This window comes from Albidovulum salinarum (assembly GCF_025673475.1).
Taxonomy (GTDB): Bacteria; Pseudomonadota; Alphaproteobacteria; order Rhodobacterales; family Rhodobacteraceae; genus Albidovulum; species Albidovulum salinarum.
In genome coordinates this window covers 201,793-221,249 of record NZ_JAOVQO010000006.1, presented here as the reverse complement: position 1 = coordinate 221,249, position 19,457 = coordinate 201,793, and the positions used below count along the sequence as shown (strand labels likewise).

The window sequence follows — 19,457 nt, the reverse complement described above, 5'->3', positions numbered from 1 at the left end:
CGGAGTTCCTGGTGCAGCAGGCGCTCGGCCGGCTGACCGAGGGCCGCACCACGATCGTCATCGCGCACCGGCTCTCGACCGTGATGAGCGCCGACCGCATCGTCGTGATCAAGGACGGCCAGGTCGACGAAGAGGGCGCCCCGGACAGCCTCCTCGCCAGGGACGGCCTCTTCCGAACCCTCTACGACCACCAGTTCGGACACGCGGAAGCCCGCTGACGGCGCGCGTCAGCTCGCGCCCGAGGGCATCGGCAGGCGGCCGGAATTGTAGTCGGACCAATCGGTTATGTCGGGATAGTAGGTCTTGCGCCAGGCCCGGACGCGCGGGTTCATGCGTCTGCGCCAGAGCGGCGGAACCATCGCCAGCGCTGTCATCGCCGGGTAGCCGAAGGGAAGCTGCGGAGCTTCGTCGGCGCCGTAGGTCTGGAGCAGCGGGAAGCGGCGGTCGGGCTTGTAGTGGTGGTCTGAATGGCGCTGCAGGTTGATCAACATCCAGTTGGTGACCTTGTGGTCGGCATTCCAGGAGTGGCGCGGCAGGACGCGCTCGTACTTGCTCTCGCCGAGGTGGCGGCGGGTCAGGCCGTAATGCTCGACATAGTTGACAAGTTCGAGCTGCCAGACCGCGACAAAGGCCTGCCATGCGAAGAGCGCGAGCCCCGCCCAGCCACCCACCGCATAGGCGAGCGCGAGGGCGGCGAGCTGCAGCGCGCCGTAGCGCCAGAACGGGTTCGACGGGTGCAGCACCGTGCGGCCGGCGCGGGACAGAAGCTGCCTCTCCGCCCGCCAGGCGGAGCCGGGACCGTCCTTCAGCACCCGGAAGAAGGCGCGGTGGAAGCCCTCGTTGTAGCGCGCCGTGACCGCGTCGCGGGGGGTGCCGACATAGCGGTGATGGACGAGGAGGTGCTCGGTCCGGAAATGGCTGTAGAGTACGGTGGCAAGGAGGAGGTCGCCGAGCCAGCGTTCGAGCCGGTTCTTCTGGTGCATGAGCTCATGGGCATAGGTGATGCCGATCGAGCCCGAGATCACGCCAAGACCGAAGAAGAGCGCGATCTTTTCCCATGTGGCGAGGTGATCCGCGCGGGTGACGTACCAGATGAGGCCGTAGAGCGTGGCCGCCTGTATCGGGAACCAGATCATCGTGATCAGGCGGTACCAGAAGAGATCGGCCTCGGGCGTGTCGGGATCCGGGGTGCGGGTCTCGTTTCCGGCGAGCAGGTCGAGGATCGTGGTGCCGATCCAGCCGTAGATCGGCAACAGCCAGACGGTCCAGCCGCCGATCCCCGCGCCGGTCGCGGCGAGCGGCACGAGGACGAGCGACAGCCAGAACGGCGCCGCCGAAGTGAAGCGGGAGATCGGTTGCGACATGGGTGTTCCGCTCGCTGTCATCGCCGGCAGTCTAGGGGCGGGCGCGGGGCGGCTCAATCGGTCAGAAGCGCGCGGGACGCGAGGTCATGGACCTTGCGCATGACGGTTGGCAGGTCGCCGGGGCGGAAGTTGTCGCGGGAGACGAAATGGCCTCGCTCGGGATTGGAGCCGGCGGGCAGGCGGGCGGTCAGGACGGTGAGGACGAGGTGGAAATGGGTGAAGGTGTGGCGCACCGCGCCCGGGCTCTCCCGCCAGTCGGCGGCGGCGGGCGGGGCGGGGGCGGGCGTGGCCTCGGTCCAGGCGCTGCCGGGCCAGCCGAGCGTGCCGCCGAGAAGGCCGCGCTCGGGCCGACGTTCGAGGAGTGCCGCGCCATCCTCGCGGGTGCCGACATAGGCGATGCCGAAACGGGTGGGTTTCGGTTTCTTGGCAAGCTTGCGGGGCAGCTCGGTCGCAATGCCTGAGGCGTGCCCTGCGCAGAAGGAGCGGAGCGGGCAGATGCCGCAGGCAGGGTTTCTCGGGGTGCAGATCGTGGCTCCGAGATCCATCATTGCCTGGGCGCGGTCGCCGGGGCGCGTCTCCGGCGTCAGGCGGCGGGCAAGCGCGGTCAGCTCGGGCTTCGCGTTGGGAAGCGGGGTTTCGACGGCAAAGAGACGGGCGGTGACGCGTTCGACATTGCCGTCGACGACGGTCGCGGGCTCGTCGCAGGCGATCGCGGCGATGGCGGCGGCGGTATAGGGGCCGATGCCGGGCAGGGTGAGGAGCGCGGCGCTCGTCTCGGGGAAGCGGCCATCGTGGTCCGCCACAACGGCGCGGGCGCATTTCAGGAGGTTGCGGGCGCGGGCGTAATAGCCGAGCCCCGCCCATTCGGCCATGACTTCACCGTCGTCGGCGGCGGCGAGCGCCGCGACATCGGGCCAGCGGCTGGTGAAGCGGTGGAAATAGTCGCGCACGGCGGCCACGGTCGTCTGCTGGAGCATGACCTCGGAGAGCCAGACACGGTAGGGATCGGGGCGGTGGCCGGCGCGGCGCTCCGCCGGGCCGGTGCGCCACGGCAGCACGCGGGCATGGCCGTCGTACCAGGCCAGAAGGGCCGCGCTGATTTCCTCGTCGCGCAAGTTTTCTCTCCTGTTGCCGTCAATCCGGTGGGCAAGCCCGCGCCCTGCGCCTAGAATAGCGACGGGCACGGGAAAGGACAGGGATGAGCGTTGCGACTCCGGATCGGCGCGGGCGCGGCTTTCAGTCGGCGGCGCGGCTTCTCAAGGAGCGGATCCGCGTGGCCGGCGAATCGCGCGGCTTCGCGGTGTCGCGGCTTCTCACCCATTGGGCCGAGGTCGTGGGCGAGGAGATCGCGGCGATGGCCTTGCCGGTCAAGATCGGCTACGGGCGTGAGGGGATCGGGGCGACGCTGACGCTCCTGACGACGGGCGCCGCCGCGCCGGTCCTGCAGATGCAGCTTCCGAAGATCCGCGAGCGGGTGAATGCCTGCTACGGCTACAACGCGATCTCCAAGGTGGTGATCACCCAGACCGCGCCCACGGGGTTTGCCGAGGGCCAGGTCGCGTTCCGCCCCGCACCGAAGGCGCCGCCCGCGCCGCCCGATCCAGGATGCGTGGCCGCGGCGCGTACACTTTCCGGTGAGATCGGCGACCCGACGCTCCGGGCGGCGCTTGAAGCTCTGGGCGAAAAGGTCTTATCTCGGCCCGGAAAGAGGAAAGGCTGATCCCATGTCGAAGACCTATCTGATTGCCGGCGCCGTGGCGCTCGCCGCTGCCGCGGGCGGCGCCTTCTGGATGACCCGGTCCGCCTCCGCGCCCGAGGCCAACGTCACCACCTTCTCGACCGCCGCCGTCGCGCAGGAGGCCACCGCAAGCTCGCAGGCCGCGCTCGTGCCCGACATGGTGCTGGGTGAGGCCGAGGCGCCGGTCGAGGTGATCGAATATGCCTCCTTCACCTGTCCGCATTGCGCGAATTTCCACGAGACCGTCTTCGACCAGCTCAAGGCCAACTACATCGACACCGGCAAGGTCCGCTTCGTCTACCGCGAGGTCTATTTCGACAAGTTCGGGCTCTGGGCGGGTATGGTGGCGCGCTGCGGCGGCGCGGAGAAGTATTTCGGCATCGCCGACATGCTTTTCGATCAGCAGAAGGAGTGGCTCGCCCCCGGGGAAGCGGCCGGGATAGCCGAGAACCTGCGCAAGGTCGGGCTGAAGGCAGGGATCGGGGCGGAGGCGCTCGAAGCCTGCCTCAACGACAACGACATGGCTCAGGCCATGGTCGCGACCTACCAGGACAATGCCACGAAGGACGAGATCAACTCCACGCCCTCCTTCGTGATCGACGGTCAGAAGTATTCCAACATGTCCTACGAGGATTTCGCCAAGATCCTCGACGAAAAGCTCGCGAACTGAGCCGATGGCGCCGCTTCAGGGGCTGAAGGTCGTCGAGCTCGCGCGGATTCTGGCCGGTCCCTGGGCCGGCCAGACGCTCGCCGATCTCGGCGCTGAGGTGATCAAGGTGGAGGCGCCCGAGGGCGACGACACCCGCCAATGGGGACCGCCCTTCATCGAGCGCGAGGGCGATCGGACGGCCGCCTATTTCCACGCCGCGAACCGCGGCAAGAAATCGGTGACGGCCGATTTTCGCACGCCCGAAGGGCAGGCCTTCGTCCGCGATCTGGTGAAGGACGCCGATATCCTGATCGAGAACTTCAAGGTCGGCGGGCTGAAGAAATACGGGCTCGACTACGAGAGCCTGCGGGCGGTCAATCCGCGGCTCATCTATTGCTCGATCACCGGGTTCGGGCAGGACGGACCCTATGCCCACAGGGCGGGTTACGACTACATCATCCAGGGCATGTCGGGGCTGATGAGCATCACCGGCGAGCCCGATGGCCAGCCACAGAAGGTGGGCGTCGCGGTCACAGATGTCTTTACCGGCATCTATGCCGTGGCGGCGATCCTCGCCGCGGTGCACCAGCGGGGGCGGACCGGCGAGGGCCAGCAGATCGACATGGCGCTGCTCGACGTGGCGACGAGCGTGATGGCCAACCAGGCGATGAACTACCTCGCCTCCGGCACGCCGCCGATGCGGATGGGCAATGCACATCCCAACATCGTGCCCTATTCGGTCTTCGACTGCGCCGATGGCTGGATCATCATCGCCACCGGCAATGACGGCCAGTACCGGCGGCTCTGCCGGATCCTCGGGCTCGATGCGCTGGCCGAGGCGCCGGACTACCGCACCAATGCCGACCGGATCGCCAACCGGGCGGAACTGACGCGGCTGATCACAGAGAAGACGGTGTCGTGGCAGAAGGCCGATCTGCTCTCCGCCTGCGAGGCCGAGGGCGTGCCGGCGGGGCCGATCAACGACATGGGCGAGGTCTTCGCCGATCCCCAGGTCGTCGCGCGGGGGATGCGGGTGGAGCTGGACGGCGTGCCGGGCGTGCGTTCGCCGTTCCGGTTCTCAGGCTCCGAGCTCGCGCTCGAGCGGCCGTCGCCGATGCTTGGCGAGCATGACGCGGAAGTGAAGTCCGGTCGCGGCTGAGGGCGGCGGCGCCGGGGGTTTTCCACCCCCGGACCCCCGGAGGATACTTCCGGCAAGATGAAGATCAGAGGCCGCAGCGTTCGCGGAAGGCGAGGCGGGCGGCGCCGGTGCCCTTCATGTCGGTGCGCAGAAATTCCTGCCGTGGCAGCGCGCTGTCGATGATCATCGCGGTGCCATTCTGGAAGTGGTCGAGGATCTCGGCCGAGACATAGAAACGGCCGATGAGGGACGGACCCGCGATGGCCACATCGACAGGGTAGCGGGCGGTGCGGCCATCGGCGAGCTCGATCCAGAGCATCAGCGAGCGGATGCCGGCGAAGCGGCCGCCGCCGGCTGCGTCGGTCAGGCGGAAATCGAGATAGCCCTGCTGGCCGCGACGGCAGCCGAACTCGGCGGCAAGGCCGCTCACGGACTGCCAGGTGCGAGCGGAATCGGGCGTCTGTTCGGTCTCCCAGGCCAGGGCCGGAAGCGCGGCGATGAGGAAGGCGGGGACAAGGGCGGTCGGTTTCATGGCGGCCTCCATGTGCGAAGGCAGGATACCCCGGATGCGGCCCCTCGCCAAATCCGGGCGGGTCAGCGGCGCGGCAGCAGCCGGTCGAGTGCCGCGTCGAGCGGCGACCAGTCGTCGAGGTCAAGCCGGACCGGGAGGGTCAGCACCTTGGGCCGGAAGTCGGGCGGCAGGCGCACGGCATCCTTCTCGGTGGTGACGAGCTGGGCGTCGAGCGCCAGGGCATCGGCCTCGAGCCGGCGCAGCAGCGCGGGGCTGAGGGGCTGGTGGTCGTCGAAGGGTTCGGCGCGGGCGATCTCGGCGCCGAGGGTTTCGAGCGTGGCAAAGAACTTCTCGGGGTGGCCGATGCCGGCGAAGGCGAGGACCCTGAGGCCGGGCCAGTCCATCCCGGTCCGGAGCGGCGCGAGCTGGCCGGTCAGGTGTGGGACCCTGATCGCGTGGCCCCAGGTCGCGGCGAAGCTCTGCTGCGCGGCGGAGGGACCGATCGAGAGCAGGAAGTCGGCACGGGAAAGACCGGTCGCGACCGGTTCGCGCAAGGGGCCGGCGGGCAGGCAACGCCCGTTGCCGAAGCCCTTCGCCGCATCGACGACGACAATCGAGAGGTGCTTGGCGAGGGTGGGGTTCTGGAATCCGTCGTCGAGCAGGATGACCTCGGCGCCGGCTTTCACGGCGGCGCGGGCACCGGCAGCCCGGTCGCGGGCGATCCAGGTCGGGGTGAAGCCCGCCAGCAGAAGGGGTTCGTCACCGCAGTCGGTGGCGGTGTGGCGACGCTCGTCGACGCGGACTGGCCCGGCGAGGCGGCCGCCGTGACCGCGGCTCACGACATGGGCGGTTAGGCCGCGCCCCGCGAGCCGCTGGGCGAGCGCAATTACCGTCGGCGTCTTGCCGGTACCGCCGGCATTGAGGTTGCCGACGCAGATCACCGGCACGCCGGGATCGGCGGCGCCGGCCGAGCCGGCGGCGAGGCGGCGCGCGGTGGCGGCGGCGTAGAGCCGCCCGAGCGGGGCGAGGAGCCGGGCCTGCCAGGCCGGGCGGGCGGGATCGCCGTGCCAGAATCCGGGCGCGCGCATCAGGGCGTCTCCGGCTTTTGCCGGGCGTCGAGTGTTGCCAGCGCAAGCTGCACCACGCGCTCGGCCACCTCGGCGCCACCGGAGGAGGCGGCCCAGGCATTGTGAGCCAAGACCGCCGCCTTGTCGGGTGCGATCAGGTCGCCGACCGCGGCGGCAAGAGCCTCGGGCGTGGCGATGCGGCGGGCGGCGCGGGCCTCGGCGAGGCGGGCATAGGCATGGGGGTAGGGGCCGGGATGGGGGCCGTGCAGGATCGCCGAGCCCAGTGCCGCCGGTTCGAACGGGTTGCGGCTCGCCCCGCCCTCGCCAAGCGTGCCGCCCATGAAAGTTACCGGCGCGAGCCGGTACCAGAGGCCGAGCTCCTCCTCGCTGTCGGCGATGAAGACCTGGACCTCAGGGTCGGGTTCCTCTTCGCGCGACCGTATCGCGGTGATCCAGCCTTCGCGGGCAATCCTATCGGCCAGTGCCGGGGCGCGGTCGGGTTCCGACGGGACGAGGATCAGGAGCATGCGGTGCGCCAGCCGCATCGCATGGGCCTGGGCGGCGATGACCGCCTCCTCCTCGGCCTGCGGGCAGGCCACGGCGAGCCAGACCGGGCGGGTCTGGAGGAGGTCTGCGAGGGCGGCGCGCTCGGCCTCGTTGCCAGGTAGCGGATCGGTGGTTTCCTCGATCCGGCCGGCCACGTCGACGGGCAGGCGCCGGCCGCCGAGGGCGCGGAGCCGGGCCGCGGTCTCGGCGTCCTGGGCGAGGATCCGGGTGAAGCGGGCGAGAAGCGAGGCCGCCATGCCGGGCCGCCAGCGCCAGGCGGCCGCCGATTGCGGGGTCAGGCGGATGTCGGCGAGGATGAGCGGGATCGCACGTGCCGCGGCCTCGGTGATCAGCGCGGGCGGCAGGCTGGCGCCGGTGAGGATCGCGAGATCGGGGCGCCAGTGGTCGAGGAAGGGCCTGAGCGCTGGTAACCGGTCGGGCGGCAGCAGGTCGGAGCGGGTGTTGGCCGGAAAGCCGGTGAGGTCGGGCGGTGTCCGTCCTTCGCCGGTGACGAGGTGCCGGAGCTTCGGCCGGGCGCGCTGCAACCGCTGGGTCAACTGGGCGAGGCTGCGCAGGTTGGCGCCACGGCCGACATGTAGCCAGGCGAGGTGGCCGTCGGGGCGCGGCGCGCGCGTTGGCGCCTCGCCCGGCGCGGCGCGGGACGCCGTCAGGAGGTAGAGCGCGAGGGCGAGTGAGCGTCCCATGCCGGCGAGGGCTCAGAGGCCGAGTTCCTCGGTCGGGCTGGCCGCCGTCGCCTCGTCCCGCAGGCGGTGGATATGGGCGATGAAGTAGCGGGTATGGGCGTCGTCTACGGTGCGCTGGGCTTCGGCCTTCCAGGCGTTGTAGGCGGATTGGTAGTCGGGGAAGACGCCCACGACGTGGATCCGCTCGGGATCCCTGAAGACGGTCTTGGTCGGGTCCACCAGCTCGCCGCCGAAAACGAGATGCAGGCGCTGGGTCATGGGGGGCTCCGGGGCTTGGGGTTGGGTTTCGCGCGCCACCCTATGCCAAGGGGCGGGGCGCCTCAAGGCGGCTTGCGGGCAGGGCGGGGGCGTCTGCCACCCCGGATTGCCCGGAACGGGCAATCTCCCTCCGAGGATGTTTCGGCGGGATGAAAGACGGACCGGGTGCTCAGGCGTTGAGGGCGCCGCGGAGTGTCGTCCAGAGCGGGGCCGGTGCGGCGATGACGCCGGCGGTGCGGGGATCGGCGGCGTTGAAGCGGAGCGGCAGGCCCTTACGGTCGGTCACCGTGGCGCCCGCCTGCCGCGCGATCAGGTCGCCCGCGGCGATGTCCCATTCCCAGCTCGGCCGGAGCGTCAGCATCGCGTCATAACGGCCTTCGGCGACGAGGCAGAGCCGCCAGGCCAGCGAAGCGCGGAACTTGCGCTGAAAGGGCGGCGGGGTACCGTCCTTCCAGTGCTCGGAGGCGAGGTTCGGCTTCGCCGTGAGGAGCGTGGCGCCTTCGGCCCCGGTCTTCACGGAGGCACGGATCGGGGTGCCGTTCAGCGTCGCCGGGCCCGCAACGGTTGCGGCGTATAGCATGTCCTTCATCGGCAGGTAGACGACGGCGGCGGTGATCCGGCCGTCTTCGGCCACGGCGAGTGAATGGGCGAAGCTCGTGTCGCCTTCGATGAAGGCGCGGGTGCCGTCGATCGGGTCGATGATGAAGGTGCGTTCGGTGCCGAGCCGGGCGGGGTCGTCGGGGGTCTCCTCGCTCAGCCAGCCGTACCCGGGGCGGGCGGCGCCGAGCTCGGCATGGAGCATCCGGTTCACCTCGAGGTCGGCCTCCGTCACCGGGCCGGCGCCGCCGGGCTTGTGCCAGATGCCGGGCGAGGCGCGGAAGAAGCGCCGGGCGATCGCGCCGGCGGCGCGCGCCGCCTCGGTCAGGAGGTCGAGGTCACTCGCCGGCAAGGGTGAGCCCTTCGACGAGGAGCGAGGGGACGACATGGCTGAGATGGGCGCGGGCGTCGTTCGCGGGGGTGATCCTGAGCAGCATCTCGCGCAGGTTGCCGGCGATGGTGCATTCGTTCACCGGGTAGGCGAGCTGACCGTTCTCGAACCAGAATCCCGAGGCGCCGCGCGAATAGTCGCCGGTCGTGGGGTTGATCGAGGAGCCGATCATCGAGGTGACGAGAAGGCCGGTGCCGATCTCCTCGAGGAGCTGGTCGCGGCTCTTGTCGCCTTGGGTCAGTGCGATGTTGGAGGCCGAGGGCGAGGGCGGCGAGGAGGTGCCGCGCGAGGCCGAGGCGGTGGATTTAAGGCCAAGCCGGCGGGCGGTGCCAAGGTCGAGCGTCCAGGTCTGCAGCACGCCGTCGCGGACGATGTCGCGGGCTTCGGTCGGCAGCCCTTCGGCGTCGAAGGGGCGGGAGCCGGTGATGCGCGGGCGGTGCGGGTTCTCGAAGACCGAGAGGCCACGGGGCAGGACCTGTTCACCCATCGCGTCGCGGAGCCAGGAAGCGCCGCGCACGATCGCGCTGCCGTTGATCGCGCCGAGGAGATGGCCGATCAGCCCGGCCGAGATGCGTTCGTCGAAGACGACCGGATAGGCGCCGGTCTTCGGCTTTCGCGCGCCTGCGCGCGCCACCGCCCGCTCGCCGGCGAGCCGCCCGATCTCCTCCGGGCTTGGCAGGTCGGACTGATAGACGCGGGATTCGGCGGCCCAGTCGCGCTCCATCTTCAGCCCCTCGCCGGTGATGGCGACGGCGGAGGTCGAGCGCGACGTCCGCGCGTAGCCCCCGGCGAAGCCGTTCGTCGCGGCAAGGTGCAGGCGGCGGTGCGAATAGCTCGCCGAGGCCGACTGGACCTGGCTCACGCCCTTGACGGCGAGGGCGGCTGCCTCGGCGCGGCGGGCATCGTCCTCGAGCATGGCGGCGGCGGGTTCGGCGGCGGGGTCGGCGAGGTCGAGCGCCGCGAGATCCCAGGCGGACGCAAGCTCGCCCGGATCGGCGAGGCCGAGGCTCGGATCCTCGGGCGCCTCGCGGGCCATCGCGACGGCGCGCGAGGCCATCTCGGCGATGGTCCGTTCGGAGATGTCGGAGGCCGAGACGCAGGCCTGGCGCTTGCCGATCAGGACGCGGAGGCCGATCTCGATCCCCTCGGCCCTTTCGGCCTGTTCGAGCCGCCCGCCGCGCACGTCGACGGAGAGCGCGGTGCCGTCGACGGCGATCGCGTCGGCGGCCTCGGCGCCAGCCTTGGTGGCGGCGGCGAGGAGGGCCTCGGTCAGGGGGGCGAGCCGGTCGGTCATGCGGTCGGATCCTGTGTCGCGGAACGTTTCCTAGGAGGTAGTCCGGGCCGGGATCACGCGCAAGGGCGCGATGGTGCGGGGCTGACCACCGTCAATGCGGCGGCTGGACGGACCGCTACTTTGAACACGCGGGTCCGGCAGGGGGCCGCAGAGCGAAGGGCGGATCATGGATCAGCACAGTTTGTCGGGGTTCTCGCCGGAAGAGCTATATGCGGGCTTCACCGCGGCGCGGCGGTTGGTGAGTGGTGCGGTCGAGGCCGAGCATGCGGAGGGACGCGACGCCGAGATCCGCACGGCCTGGCTGGAGGCGCGACGGAAGGTGCTCGACCGCGACGTGCTGAAAAAACTCGGGTTGACGCATGAGGAACTGGCGATGCAGGCCGAAGCCGAGGAGACCGCCTATCTTCAGCATGCCGGCGCACGCCTCGACGGGCAGGCTCGGCAGAGCGACGATCCCGGTTTCGGGCTGAGGGCGGTGCCCGCTCTCGGCACGGTGCCGGCGCATCCCTATGCCGTCGTCGCGGTGGGTCGGAACCGGGATACGATCGCCGGCTTCACGGCCGAGGCCTCATCCAATCCGGATGCATGGACGATGGCCGGCTATTCCGAACGCCAGGAGTTCTTTCTCGACATCCGGGGAAAGGGCACCGGGCTTTACGATTTCTCGTTCATTCCGGAATACAACTCCTTCGACTGGATGGAGATCCAGTGGTATTTCCTGCACATCCCTTTCGGCGATGGCGACTGGAGCTGCAGCGCGCGGCCGTGGCTACATGGCGCCTACCGGGTCTGGAGCGACGACTGGTTCCTCACCAGCCGTTTCGCCAGCGTCGCGATGGCGGCGCGACTTTGCCTGTTGCCGTTCGGCTACCCCACGCCCAAGTACCATGACGCGCAATACACCAGTGCCGTGGCGATCGACGAGGGCGGCCAGAACATCGACAAGTCGCGCTGGGGCGGCTGGCTGCCGAAGCTCGCGCCACTCACGCCGCTGCCCAACCACCGGCAGAAAGCCCACTGGATCATCGTCTCGGTCTTCGGACAGGTGACGGTGCGCGGGCTTGCCCACGCGCAACTTGACTTCAAGCGGTACTGGACCTCGACCGGTTCGAAGGAGGGCGGCAGCTACCGCGAGACGAAATACGGGGTCTATTGTCCGCCGGCGACGATCCACTGGTGACGACGGCGGGACCAAGGCGAAACCGCCCGCGGCGGGCGCGGGCGGTTTAGGTTTAGGTCATTGCCGCCAAGGTTACTGGATGCGCTGGCCGTTGGCGTAGACGCCGCCATCCTCCTTGAACTCGATCTTCGAGGTCAGCGTGTCCTCGCCCGACGGTACCGCGAAGAGGCCCATCATCATCTTCGCGCCCGCCGCCTGGTCCTCGGGCACGAAGCCCATCGCCACGAGCTTGTCGATGAGACCGTTGCCGCCGACAAGCTGCAGATCGACCATGCCACGCGGCTGCGGTACCGGGGCGGAGTTGTCGAAGGTCATCGCGCCAGAACCGGTGAGTTCGGCGCCGACGGCCGACAGCTTGACTTCGTTGATGTCGAGCGACTCGATCTCGCCGGGGCTTGCGTCGGGCGCTGCCGGCTCATGCAGGTCGAAGATGTCGAACAGGACTTTCGCCGCGCCCGAGAGATCAACGATCAGCGTCGCCGGATCGCGCGGCAGTTGGGTCGTCGGGTCGAACATCGCCCAGATCCCCTCGGAGACCTCGAAATCGATCAGCTTCACGAGAAGGCCGAAGGGCTGCGATTCCTCGCTCTTGGAGACCGGCATCTTCATGTCGAACGCGGTCTCGGCGACCGAGAGATCGACCGGAATCGGCAGGGCGGAAGCCTGGATCGCGATCTGAGCGGCCTTGCCGGTGCCGCCATAGCTCAGCCCGTCGCGCGACATCGCGAACTTGAGCGCGCCGGCGCCGCCGGTGGACTGGATGCTCACCGTGTCGGCACCGTCCTTGCCGTCGATGACGTAGCCGCCGCTGGTGTAGTCGAAGGTGCCCTCCATCGCCAGCCCGGCCTGCAGCGCTGCGCCCATGTCGGCGAAGTCGACCGCGTCCGGCATCGTCGCGGTCGAGGTGCCGCTCAGCCCGGCGAGCGAGCCCGAGGCAGAAAAATCGGTCTCAGCCTTGGGGTCCTTGCCAGAGACGGCGAAGTCGAGCTTGTCGGCCGTCATCGTCGAGGTCACGTTGCGCGCGCCCTCGGTGACGATCCGGTAGTTGCCGGCGTTGCCGGTCAGGGTGGCGTCGAGCGTCATGGGGACGGTGTCGCCCTCGACTTCCGTCTGCTCGGTGCGGATGCCGATCGTGTCGGCGGTGAAATCGAAGGTCATGTCTGTCGCCTGCCCCGAAACGACCATCGCGAGGCCGGATTGGGTGATCTTCATCGCCATGTCGACCGCCTCGCCGGTCGCCGGCTTGGCCGTGATCGCGACCGGGATCTCCTCGGACATCGTGACCTCGACCCGCCCGTCGCCAAGCTCCTTCAGCCGGATCTCGGCAACCGTTGCCTTCGTACCGCCCTCGGGCGTCTCTGAGGCGAAGACCGCATCGGTGACCACCAGCGTGTCGCCGTCCATGGCGCTCGACCCCGTGGTGACGGTCTGGCCGAGATCGCCGTAGTAGTCGGTGAGGCCCTGCCAGACCTCGGCCGCGGTCACATCGGCCTGGACCGCCGTGGTCCCGAGAAGAAGAGCGGTCAGCGCGCCGGCGCTGCGGCCTGTCCAATGTCTCATGTCTTTGCCCGTTTCATTACCCGTTTCGGGCCGTACCATCGGCCCGCGAGCGGGCCGGGTCAAGGGTCGGGGCGGTATGGAATTCCGCCCCGGGATGCTGCTAGAGGTACACGATCAGGTGAGCGGAGGCGTGGATGATCCGGCTGGAGAAGAACGGCGGGCTGTGGCGGGCGGTCATCGCGCGGCCGGACAAGGCGAACTCGCTGACGAAAGCGATGCTCGCGGAACTGGCCGCAATTGCCGAGGCGGCCGGGCGCGAGGAGGCGCGGGCGCTGGTCCTGACCGGCGAGGGCGGGGTCTTCTCCGCCGGCGCCGATCTCGACGAGGCGCGCGCGGGGCTTGCCACCGATCCGGTCTGGGAGCGGCTCTCGGGCGCGATCGCGGCGCTGCCCTGCCTCACGGTCGCGGCGCTGAACGGCACGCTCGCGGGCGGCGCCTTCGGCATGGCGCTTGCCTGCGATCTCAGGATCGCGGTGCCCGAGGCGAAGTTCTTCTACCCGGTGATGAAGCTCGGCTTTCTGCCCCAGCCCTCCGACCCGGTGCGGATGGCGCGGCTCGTCGGGCCGGCGCGGGCCAAGATGATCCTGATGGCCGGGGTCAAGGTCGGCGCCGCCGAGGCGCTCGACTGGGGCCTCGTCGACCGGATCGTCGCGTCCGAGGCGCTGGCGGCCACGGTCGCGGAGCTGACCGCCGACGCGCTCGGCGCCGACATGGCGTTGGTCGGCGCGATCAAGCGGCTGGTCGGCTGAGGTTCGTGCACCGGGCTTGACTAATCCGATTGTTTTTGTCAGGAAGTGCGCGCGCCCCGGTTCCGGGGCGTTGTCGCGAGCCTTGGGGACCGATGCGCGCAGAACGGACAAATCGGCGGCCGGGAGGCGGGGCGCGATGATCGTCTGCCACTGCATGTGCATCAGCGATCATGACATCCGCGCCGCGGTCGACTGGATGCGCGCCGCCGATGCGCGTACAGTGATCACGCCCGGCCGCATCTACCACGCGCTCGGCAAACGCGCCGATTGTGGCGGCTGCCTGCCGCTGTTCGTCGAGACGATGCGGGGCTGTGACAGCCTTGAGGTTCCCGCGCCCCTGCGCGGCGTTCGCCGGTGCGAGCCGAAGGGAGGATCCGATGAAAGGCGACAAGAAGGTCATCGAGTACCTGAACTCCGCGCTGCGGAGTGAGTTGACCGCGGTCAGCCAGTTCTGGCTTCACTACCGATTGCAGGAAGACTGGGGCTTCGGCCGGCTCGCGCGGAAGTCGCGCGCCGAAAGCATTGAGGAGATGCACCACGCCGACAAGCTGATCCAGCGCATCATCTTCCTCGAAGGTCATCCGAACCTGCAAAAGCTCGACCCCCTGCGGATCGGCGAAACCGTCCGCGAGGCGCTCGACAGCGACCTCGCCGCCGAGCACGATGCCCGCAAGCTCTACATAGAGGCGCGCGATCACTGCGAGAAGGTGGGCGACCATGTCTCGAAGAACCTCTTCGAGGAGTTGATGGCCGACGAGGAAGGGCATATCGATTTCCTCGAGACCCAGATCGGTCTTTTCGACCGGCTTGGCGAGGAGCGGTACGGCCTCCTGAACGCACTGCCGGCGGACGAGGCGGAGTAACACGATGGGAGTGGCGCGGTGAGTGAGGCAGGCGGGCTTGTCTATCTTTCGGATCGGGTTCTGGACGGGCTCGGCATCTCGACCGCGGACGTGGTCGCGGCGGTCGAGCGCGCGGTGCTCGCGCGGACGGAGGAGCGGCTCTGGACCGCGCCGAAAACGGCGGTGATGCCGGGCGACGGGCGCTACATGATGGCGACGCTCGCCGCGGCCGACGAGCCGGGCGTGATCGTGGTGAAGTCGGTGATGGTCGCGCCCGACAATGCCGCGCGCGGCCTGCCCGGCATCAACGGCGCGATCCTCATCCTCGACAGCGTGACCGGGGTCCTGAAGGCGGTGATGGACGCCAACTGGGTCACCGCGGTCCGAACCGCCGCCCTGAGCGCGGTGGTCGCCAGGCGGCTCGCCGACCCGGAGGCGCAGAGCGTCGCCTTCGTCGGCTGCGGGGTGCAGGCGCACAGCCACCTTGCCGCCTTCGCCGAGCTTTTCCCGCTGCGCGAGATCCGCGCGGTCGGGCGTGGCCGGGCCAAGGTCGACACGCTTTGCGACGCGGCGCGCGGCCTCGGGCTGGAGGCGCACGCGCTCGACGCCCGCGAGGCGCTTGACGGCGTCGATTTGGTGGTGAGCTCGATCACGCTCGACTATTCCGTCGCGCCCTTCCTCGACGCGCGCTGGCTGAAGCCCGGCGCCTTCGCGACGATCACCGACCTTGCGATTCCGTGGGAGCCCGCGGGCATGCCGGCTTTCGACACGGTGATCATCGACGACCGCGTGCAGGAGGCGGAAAGCGCCAGGCCGATGGTCGAACCCGGCCTCATTGCCGGTGACCTGACCGAGCTGATCGGGGGGCGGATCGCCGCCGGATTCGCGCCCGACCGGCGCGCGGCCTTCGTGTTCCGGGGGCTCGCGGTCGGGGATTTCGCGCTGGCGGCTCTGGCCTACGAACGCGCCGTCGCCTCCGGGGCGGGCACGCGCGTCGCCGGCTGACCTAGCGCCCCCGCCGCGGCCCCGGCACGCGCGAGCGGAAGCCGGGCGGGCGCTTTGCGATCCAGTCGATGAACTTCGCCAGCCGCGGATGGGTGCGCAGCGCCTCGACCGTGGCATAGCCGCGGGCAAGCTCGGTCTCGCTCAACGTGGCGTGGATCTCGGCGTGGCAGATCGCGTGGAGAAGCACCGTCGGGCCGCCCTTGCCACCCCGCAGCTTAGGCACCAGATGGTGCAGGCTCTGCGCCACGTCCGCCGGAATCGGGCGGCCGCAGAGAGGGCAGAGGGGCGGGTCGGGCTCTTGTGTCATGGCGGGCTTCCTGCGACAGGATGGCGAATGCGGGCCGGGGGAACAAGGCGGCGATGGAGCGGGAATGGCGATGCGGCGGGTGACGGATGCGCTGGTGATCGGCGCCGGGCCGGCCGGGCTGATGGCGGCCGAGGCGCTTGCCGCGGCGGGCCGGCGGGTGGTGATCTGCGAGGCCAAGCCCTCGCCCGCGCGCAAGTTCCTGATGGCGGGCAAGTCCGGGCTGAACCTCACCAAGGACGAACCCTTCGCCGATTTCGTGGCGCGCTACGATACCGACTGGCTCCGACCGATGCTGGAGGTGTTCGGACCCGATGCGGTGATGGGCTGGGCGCGCGGGCTCGGCCAGGAGGTCTTCGCGGGCTCCACCGGGCGGGTCTTTCCGGTCGAGATGAAGGCCTCGCCGCTCCTGCGCGCCTGGCTTGCCCGCCTCGCGGGCGCGGGCGTGGAGCTGCGCACCCGCTGGCGCTGGTCCGGGTTCGACGAGGACGGGCTGGCCTTCGAGACACCGGAAGGTTGGCAGTTCCTGCACCCAGCGGTGACGGTGCTGGCGCTCGGCGGCGCGAGCTGGGCCCGGCTCGGCTCGGACGCGGCCTGGGTGCCGTGGCTGGCGGCGAAGGGCGTCGACATCGCGCCGTTCAAGCCCGCCAACATGGGTTTCCGGGTCGAGTGGTCGGAGCCCATGGCGCGGTTCTTCGGCACGCCGGTCAAGGGCGTGGCGCTGCATGCGGGCAATCACGTCGAGCGGGGCGAGTTCGTGATCTCGGCGCGCGGCATCGAGGGCGGCGGCATCTACGCGGTGTCGCGCGCGGTCCGGGAGGGCGCGACGCTGACGCTCGACCTCGTGCCGGAGCGGAGCCTAGCCGAGGTCGCGGGACGACTCGCGCCGGGGCCGGGCAAGGAGACGGCGGCGAACTGGCTGCGGAAGGCGCTGAAGCTCGACCCGGTGCGGATCGCGCTTCTGCAGGAATGGGGGCGGCCGCTGCCGAAGGGCGAACGGCTGGCGCGGCTCATCAAGGCGCTGCCGGTCCGCCACGCCGGGCCGCGCCCGCTCGACGAGGCGATCTCGGTTGCCGGCGGGATTCGGCGCGCGGCGTTGAGCGAAGGCTTGGAGTTGCAAGGGCTTCCCGGTATCTTCGCCTGCGGCGAGATGCTCGATTGGGAAGCGCCGACAGGGGGATACCTTCTGACGGCCTGCCTTGCGACCGGGCTCTGGGCGGGGCGAGCGGCGGCAAATGGCAGCCGGACTTGATGCCCGTCAAGGGAACCGATGCGCGGCTGGGGCAGTTTGGGCGGTGAACTCGCGCTTTTGACAAGGACGGATAGTCCGGAAATGGAGGATAGAATGAAGAAGTTGATGCTGATGCTGCCCATCGCCCTGTCGCTTGCGGCCTGCCAGACGACCGAGCAGCGGAGCACCGCGACCGGCGCGCTGGCCGGTGCGGCGCTCGGCGCCGCGGTTTCGGACAACGCGGTCAAGGGCGCGGTGATCGGCGGGGCCGCCGGCGCGCTCGCCGGCAACCTGATCGGCAAGGCCAACACGCCGGGCGACTGCGTCTATCGGGACGCCAACGGCAACCAGTATGTGGCTTCCTGCTGACCTCACATCGATGAGTTGACACAACGGTTCGCGGGGGGCGCATCGAAAGGCGGCGCCGCCCGAATGACCGGAACGAAACCGCCGCGCCGACGAGACCCGTCGGCGCGGCGAATTCGTTCGGGCAGGCATCACGCGACGAGCGCCGCCTCCACGTATTCGGTACACGCGACGGTCGCCGATTCCACCGGCTCCCCGAAAATCCTCTGAGCCAGAACCCCGGCCTCGTGGGCCTTGAGGCTGGGCATCGCGTCTTCGCGGGCGAAACAGGCCACCAGGGCGTCGCCAGGCAATGCGGCCAGGAGCGCGCTTCGCGCCGCGGACGACAGGCCGTCGAAGCTGCGCTACGCAAGCTGGAAGCTTTCGGTGACCATGCCGTTCGACACCACCATGTGGTGGCCATCGAGCAAGAGGTGGTAATAGCTCACGTCTCCGAGCGGCATCACCCGTTCCGCCACGGTCCCGACCAGGTCCTTGGCGGCGACGAGCACCCGCGCCTCGCCGAAGAGGAGCATGGCCTCGGCATCCTCGATGACGATCCGATGCCGGGCCGAGACCTGGAGATCGGCATTCGGCACGCCCTGAGCGATCGTACCCGCTGGAATGCGGATCGGCCGGAATTCGGGCGCGCGCAGCATCTCGTCGAAGCTGACGGTGCTGCTGGCGATCCAGAGGGTCGGCTTGGCCTCGCCCGTCTCGGTCAGGACGAGATCGCCGGCCTTGAGCGTCTCGATCTTGCGGCAGCCGCCGGGCTTCAGGATGTCGGTGCCGGCGCAGAAGCAGACATGGATCGGCGGCGGCGCGAAGCTGACGTTCTTCAGGGGGACCGCGCCGTTGCCGAACTGGGTCATCAGCGTTTGCGTGCCGCTGCCGTCGGTGACGAAATAGAACCGCTCGGTGACGCCATTGATCACCGCCGAGATCACCGTGATCTGGTGGCCCTCAAGCGGGTCGGGCACCTTGCCGTTTGCCAGGGGCAGGGTGCCGGTCATCTCGACCTTGAAGTTGTAGGTCGCGCCGTTGATCGTCACCGTGGTGTCGGGGTCGACCTTGCCCGCGTTGTATTCGAGAACGATGTCGCCCGACGGGCCACTGCTGTTGAAGGTCAAGAGCACGGTGGGCTGTTTCGTCGTGTTCTCGATGTTCAAGGAAGCGTTGTTGGCGGACGATTCATCGCCGCGGGCATAGAAGCTGATGCTGGACATTTTTTTGCTCCAGGAACCGGGTCCAATCCCCGGCTCTGTGGGGCCTCTCTAGCACGGGCGGCTTTCTCAAATAGGGCAAACCGAGGTGCGAAGAAAATACACCGCCGGTACGGCGGTCGGGTCACTCCCCGGTCCGGGCCATCGCGCGCCTGTAGGCCGGGCGCGCGCGCATCCGGTCGAGATAGTCGGTCAGCCGGTGCTCGGTGATCGGGAACTTGGCGCCGAGCGCCCAGTTGCCGCAATGGGTCAGGATGATGTCGGGCACCGTCATCATGTCGCCCATGACGAACGGCCCCTCGCCGATGCGGTGGACGAGCGTCTTCTGGCTGCGCTCGAACTCCCAGCGCAGCGTGTTCTTGATCGCGGCGTGGCGCATCTCTTCGGGCAGCACGAAGCTGTGACGCGCGGCCATCCAGAGATTGGCGTCGAACTCGTCGAGCAGGAACTGCGTGAGGCTGTCCTGCCGGGCGCGGTCGAGCGTGCCGGCGGGATGGGTGAGCTGGCCGTGCTTGTCGGCGAGGTACTGGATGATCGCGGTGGAATCGGTGATGGGCGTACTGTCCTCGATCAGCACCGGAACCTTTCCCGCCGGGTTGAAGGCGGTGACGCCCTTCGAGCGCGGCGGCGCGGCGATGTGCTCGAACGGAATCCCGAGTTCCTCGAGCATCCACAGGACCCGCATGGCGCGGCTGCCGACTGTGCCGATCACGGTGTACATGCTGTCTTTCTCCGCCCTTTGAGTCATGGAGCCATGCGGG

The 19,457-nt window shown here is 69.4% G+C and carries 22 protein-coding genes and 1 pseudogene; 11 read left to right on the top strand and 12 right to left on the bottom strand.

The window, feature by feature from the left end; all coding sequences use genetic code 11:
* A pseudogene (locus OEZ60_RS08460) lies at positions 1–218 on the top strand (ABC transporter ATP-binding protein); the annotation flags it as partial.
* Between the two features lie 9 nt (positions 219–227).
* Here the strand turns inward: OEZ60_RS08460 and OEZ60_RS08455 are convergent.
* On the bottom strand, positions 228–1,364 hold the full coding sequence (locus tag OEZ60_RS08455; RefSeq protein ID WP_263335048.1) for an alkane 1-monooxygenase: 1,137 nt from the start codon (positions 1,362–1,364) through the stop codon (positions 228–230).
* 53 nt (positions 1,365–1,417) lie between these two features.
* Positions 1,418–2,479: an A/G-specific adenine glycosylase gene (locus tag OEZ60_RS08450; RefSeq protein ID WP_263335046.1), complete on the bottom strand. Its 1,062-nt coding sequence runs from the start codon at positions 2,477–2,479 to the stop codon at positions 1,418–1,420.
* 83 nt (positions 2,480–2,562) lie between these two features.
* On the opposite strand from OEZ60_RS08450, the gene OEZ60_RS08445 reads away from it, so the two are divergent.
* Genes OEZ60_RS08445 through OEZ60_RS08435 form a run of 3 tightly spaced genes read left to right on the top strand, consistent with a single transcriptional unit; the run spans position 2,563 to position 4,910 of the window.
* On the top strand, positions 2,563–3,084 hold the full coding sequence (locus OEZ60_RS08445) for a DUF721 domain-containing protein (RefSeq protein WP_263335044.1): 522 nt from the start codon (positions 2,563–2,565) through the stop codon (positions 3,082–3,084).
* A gap of 4 nt (positions 3,085–3,088) precedes the next feature.
* On the top strand, positions 3,089–3,772 hold the full coding sequence (locus tag OEZ60_RS08440; protein WP_263335043.1) for a DsbA family protein: 684 nt from the start codon (positions 3,089–3,091) through the stop codon (positions 3,770–3,772).
* Positions 3,773–3,776: 4 nt separating this feature from the next.
* Entirely contained in the window at positions 3,777–4,910 is a 1,134-nt protein-coding gene (locus OEZ60_RS08435; RefSeq protein ID WP_263335041.1) for a CaiB/BaiF CoA transferase family protein, read from the top strand.
* Between the two features lie 64 nt (positions 4,911–4,974).
* Here the strand turns inward: OEZ60_RS08435 and OEZ60_RS08430 are convergent, their stop codons facing one another.
* From OEZ60_RS08430 to OEZ60_RS08405, 6 genes are all read right to left on the bottom strand, one after another.
* On the bottom strand, positions 4,975–5,421 hold the full coding sequence (locus OEZ60_RS08430; RefSeq protein ID WP_263335039.1) for a hypothetical protein: 447 nt from the start codon (positions 5,419–5,421) through the stop codon (positions 4,975–4,977).
* Positions 5,422–5,483: 62 nt separating this feature from the next.
* A complete protein-coding gene (lpxK, locus tag OEZ60_RS08425) occupies positions 5,484–6,488 on the bottom strand; it encodes a tetraacyldisaccharide 4'-kinase (protein WP_263335037.1) in 1,005 nt (334 codons plus the stop codon).
* Positions 6,488–7,717, bottom strand: coding sequence for a 3-deoxy-D-manno-octulosonic acid transferase (locus tag OEZ60_RS08420; RefSeq protein WP_263335035.1), 1,230 nt, complete (start codon positions 7,715–7,717; stop codon positions 6,488–6,490). Before OEZ60_RS08420 ends, lpxK begins: the two co-directional genes overlap by 1 nt.
* A 12-nt stretch (positions 7,718–7,729) precedes the next feature.
* Positions 7,730–7,975: a DUF4170 domain-containing protein gene (locus OEZ60_RS08415; RefSeq protein WP_263335033.1), complete on the bottom strand. Its 246-nt coding sequence runs from the start codon at positions 7,973–7,975 to the stop codon at positions 7,730–7,732.
* Positions 7,976–8,144: 169 nt separating this feature from the next.
* On the bottom strand, positions 8,145–8,924 hold the full coding sequence (locus OEZ60_RS08410; RefSeq protein WP_263335032.1) for a 3'(2'),5'-bisphosphate nucleotidase CysQ: 780 nt from the start codon (positions 8,922–8,924) through the stop codon (positions 8,145–8,147).
* The gene (locus OEZ60_RS08405) at positions 8,911–10,257 is read right to left on the bottom strand and encodes a TldD/PmbA family protein (RefSeq protein ID WP_263335030.1); all 1,347 of its coding nucleotides are present in this window, start codon (positions 10,255–10,257) and stop codon (positions 8,911–8,913) included. The genes OEZ60_RS08410 and OEZ60_RS08405 overlap by 14 nt, the downstream gene beginning before the upstream one ends.
* A gap of 166 nt (positions 10,258–10,423) precedes the next feature.
* On the opposite strand from OEZ60_RS08405, the gene OEZ60_RS08400 reads away from it, so the two are divergent.
* Positions 10,424–11,437 (top strand): hypothetical protein, encoded by a 1,014-nt coding sequence (locus OEZ60_RS08400; RefSeq protein ID WP_263335029.1) that lies wholly within the window; start codon positions 10,424–10,426, stop codon positions 11,435–11,437.
* Between the two features lie 72 nt (positions 11,438–11,509).
* Here OEZ60_RS08400 and OEZ60_RS08395 read toward each other — a convergent pair whose 3' ends face one another.
* Complete coding sequence (locus OEZ60_RS08395; RefSeq protein ID WP_263335027.1) at positions 11,510–12,997, bottom strand: DUF2125 domain-containing protein; 1,488 nt, start codon at positions 12,995–12,997, stop codon at positions 11,510–11,512.
* Between the two features lie 134 nt (positions 12,998–13,131).
* Between OEZ60_RS08395 and OEZ60_RS08390 the strand changes: the two genes are divergently transcribed.
* From OEZ60_RS08390 to OEZ60_RS08375, 4 genes are all read left to right on the top strand, one after another.
* A complete protein-coding gene (locus OEZ60_RS08390; RefSeq protein WP_263335025.1) occupies positions 13,132–13,746 on the top strand; it encodes an enoyl-CoA hydratase/isomerase family protein in 615 nt (204 codons plus the stop codon).
* Positions 13,747–13,882: 136 nt separating this feature from the next.
* Positions 13,883–14,176, top strand: a complete 294-nt coding sequence (locus OEZ60_RS08385; protein ID WP_263335023.1) for a (2Fe-2S)-binding protein — start codon at positions 13,883–13,885, stop codon at positions 14,174–14,176.
* On the top strand, positions 14,124–14,609 hold the full coding sequence (gene bfr, locus OEZ60_RS08380; RefSeq protein ID WP_263335022.1) for a bacterioferritin: 486 nt from the start codon (positions 14,124–14,126) through the stop codon (positions 14,607–14,609). Before OEZ60_RS08385 ends, bfr begins: the two co-directional genes overlap by 53 nt.
* Before the next feature lie 18 nt (positions 14,610–14,627).
* Entirely contained in the window at positions 14,628–15,593 is a 966-nt protein-coding gene (locus OEZ60_RS08375; RefSeq protein WP_263335020.1) for an ornithine cyclodeaminase family protein, read from the top strand.
* A 1-nt stretch (position 15,594) separates the two neighbouring features.
* Here OEZ60_RS08375 and OEZ60_RS08370 read toward each other — a convergent pair whose 3' ends face one another.
* On the bottom strand, positions 15,595–15,900 hold the full coding sequence (locus OEZ60_RS08370; protein WP_263335018.1) for an HNH endonuclease: 306 nt from the start codon (positions 15,898–15,900) through the stop codon (positions 15,595–15,597).
* A gap of 70 nt (positions 15,901–15,970) precedes the next feature.
* On the opposite strand from OEZ60_RS08370, the gene OEZ60_RS08365 reads away from it, so the two are divergent.
* Positions 15,971–17,149, top strand: coding sequence for a TIGR03862 family flavoprotein (locus OEZ60_RS08365; protein WP_411709791.1), 1,179 nt, complete (start codon positions 15,971–15,973; stop codon positions 17,147–17,149).
* Between the two features lie 93 nt (positions 17,150–17,242).
* The gene (locus tag OEZ60_RS08360; RefSeq protein WP_263335015.1) at positions 17,243–17,497 is read left to right on the top strand and encodes a YMGG-like glycine zipper-containing protein; all 255 of its coding nucleotides are present in this window, start codon (positions 17,243–17,245) and stop codon (positions 17,495–17,497) included.
* A 341-nt stretch (positions 17,498–17,838) separates the two neighbouring features.
* Here the strand turns inward: OEZ60_RS08360 and OEZ60_RS08355 are convergent, their stop codons facing one another.
* Positions 17,839–18,699 carry a Hint domain-containing protein gene (locus OEZ60_RS08355; protein ID WP_263335013.1) on the bottom strand — a complete coding sequence of 287 codons (861 nt, stop codon included), beginning with the start codon at positions 18,697–18,699 and terminating at the stop codon, positions 17,839–17,841.
* A 121-nt stretch (positions 18,700–18,820) separates the two neighbouring features.
* Positions 18,821–19,417: a glutathione S-transferase family protein gene (locus OEZ60_RS08350; RefSeq protein WP_263335011.1), complete on the bottom strand. Its 597-nt coding sequence runs from the start codon at positions 19,415–19,417 to the stop codon at positions 18,821–18,823.
* Between the last annotated feature and the right edge of the window lie 40 nt (positions 19,418–19,457).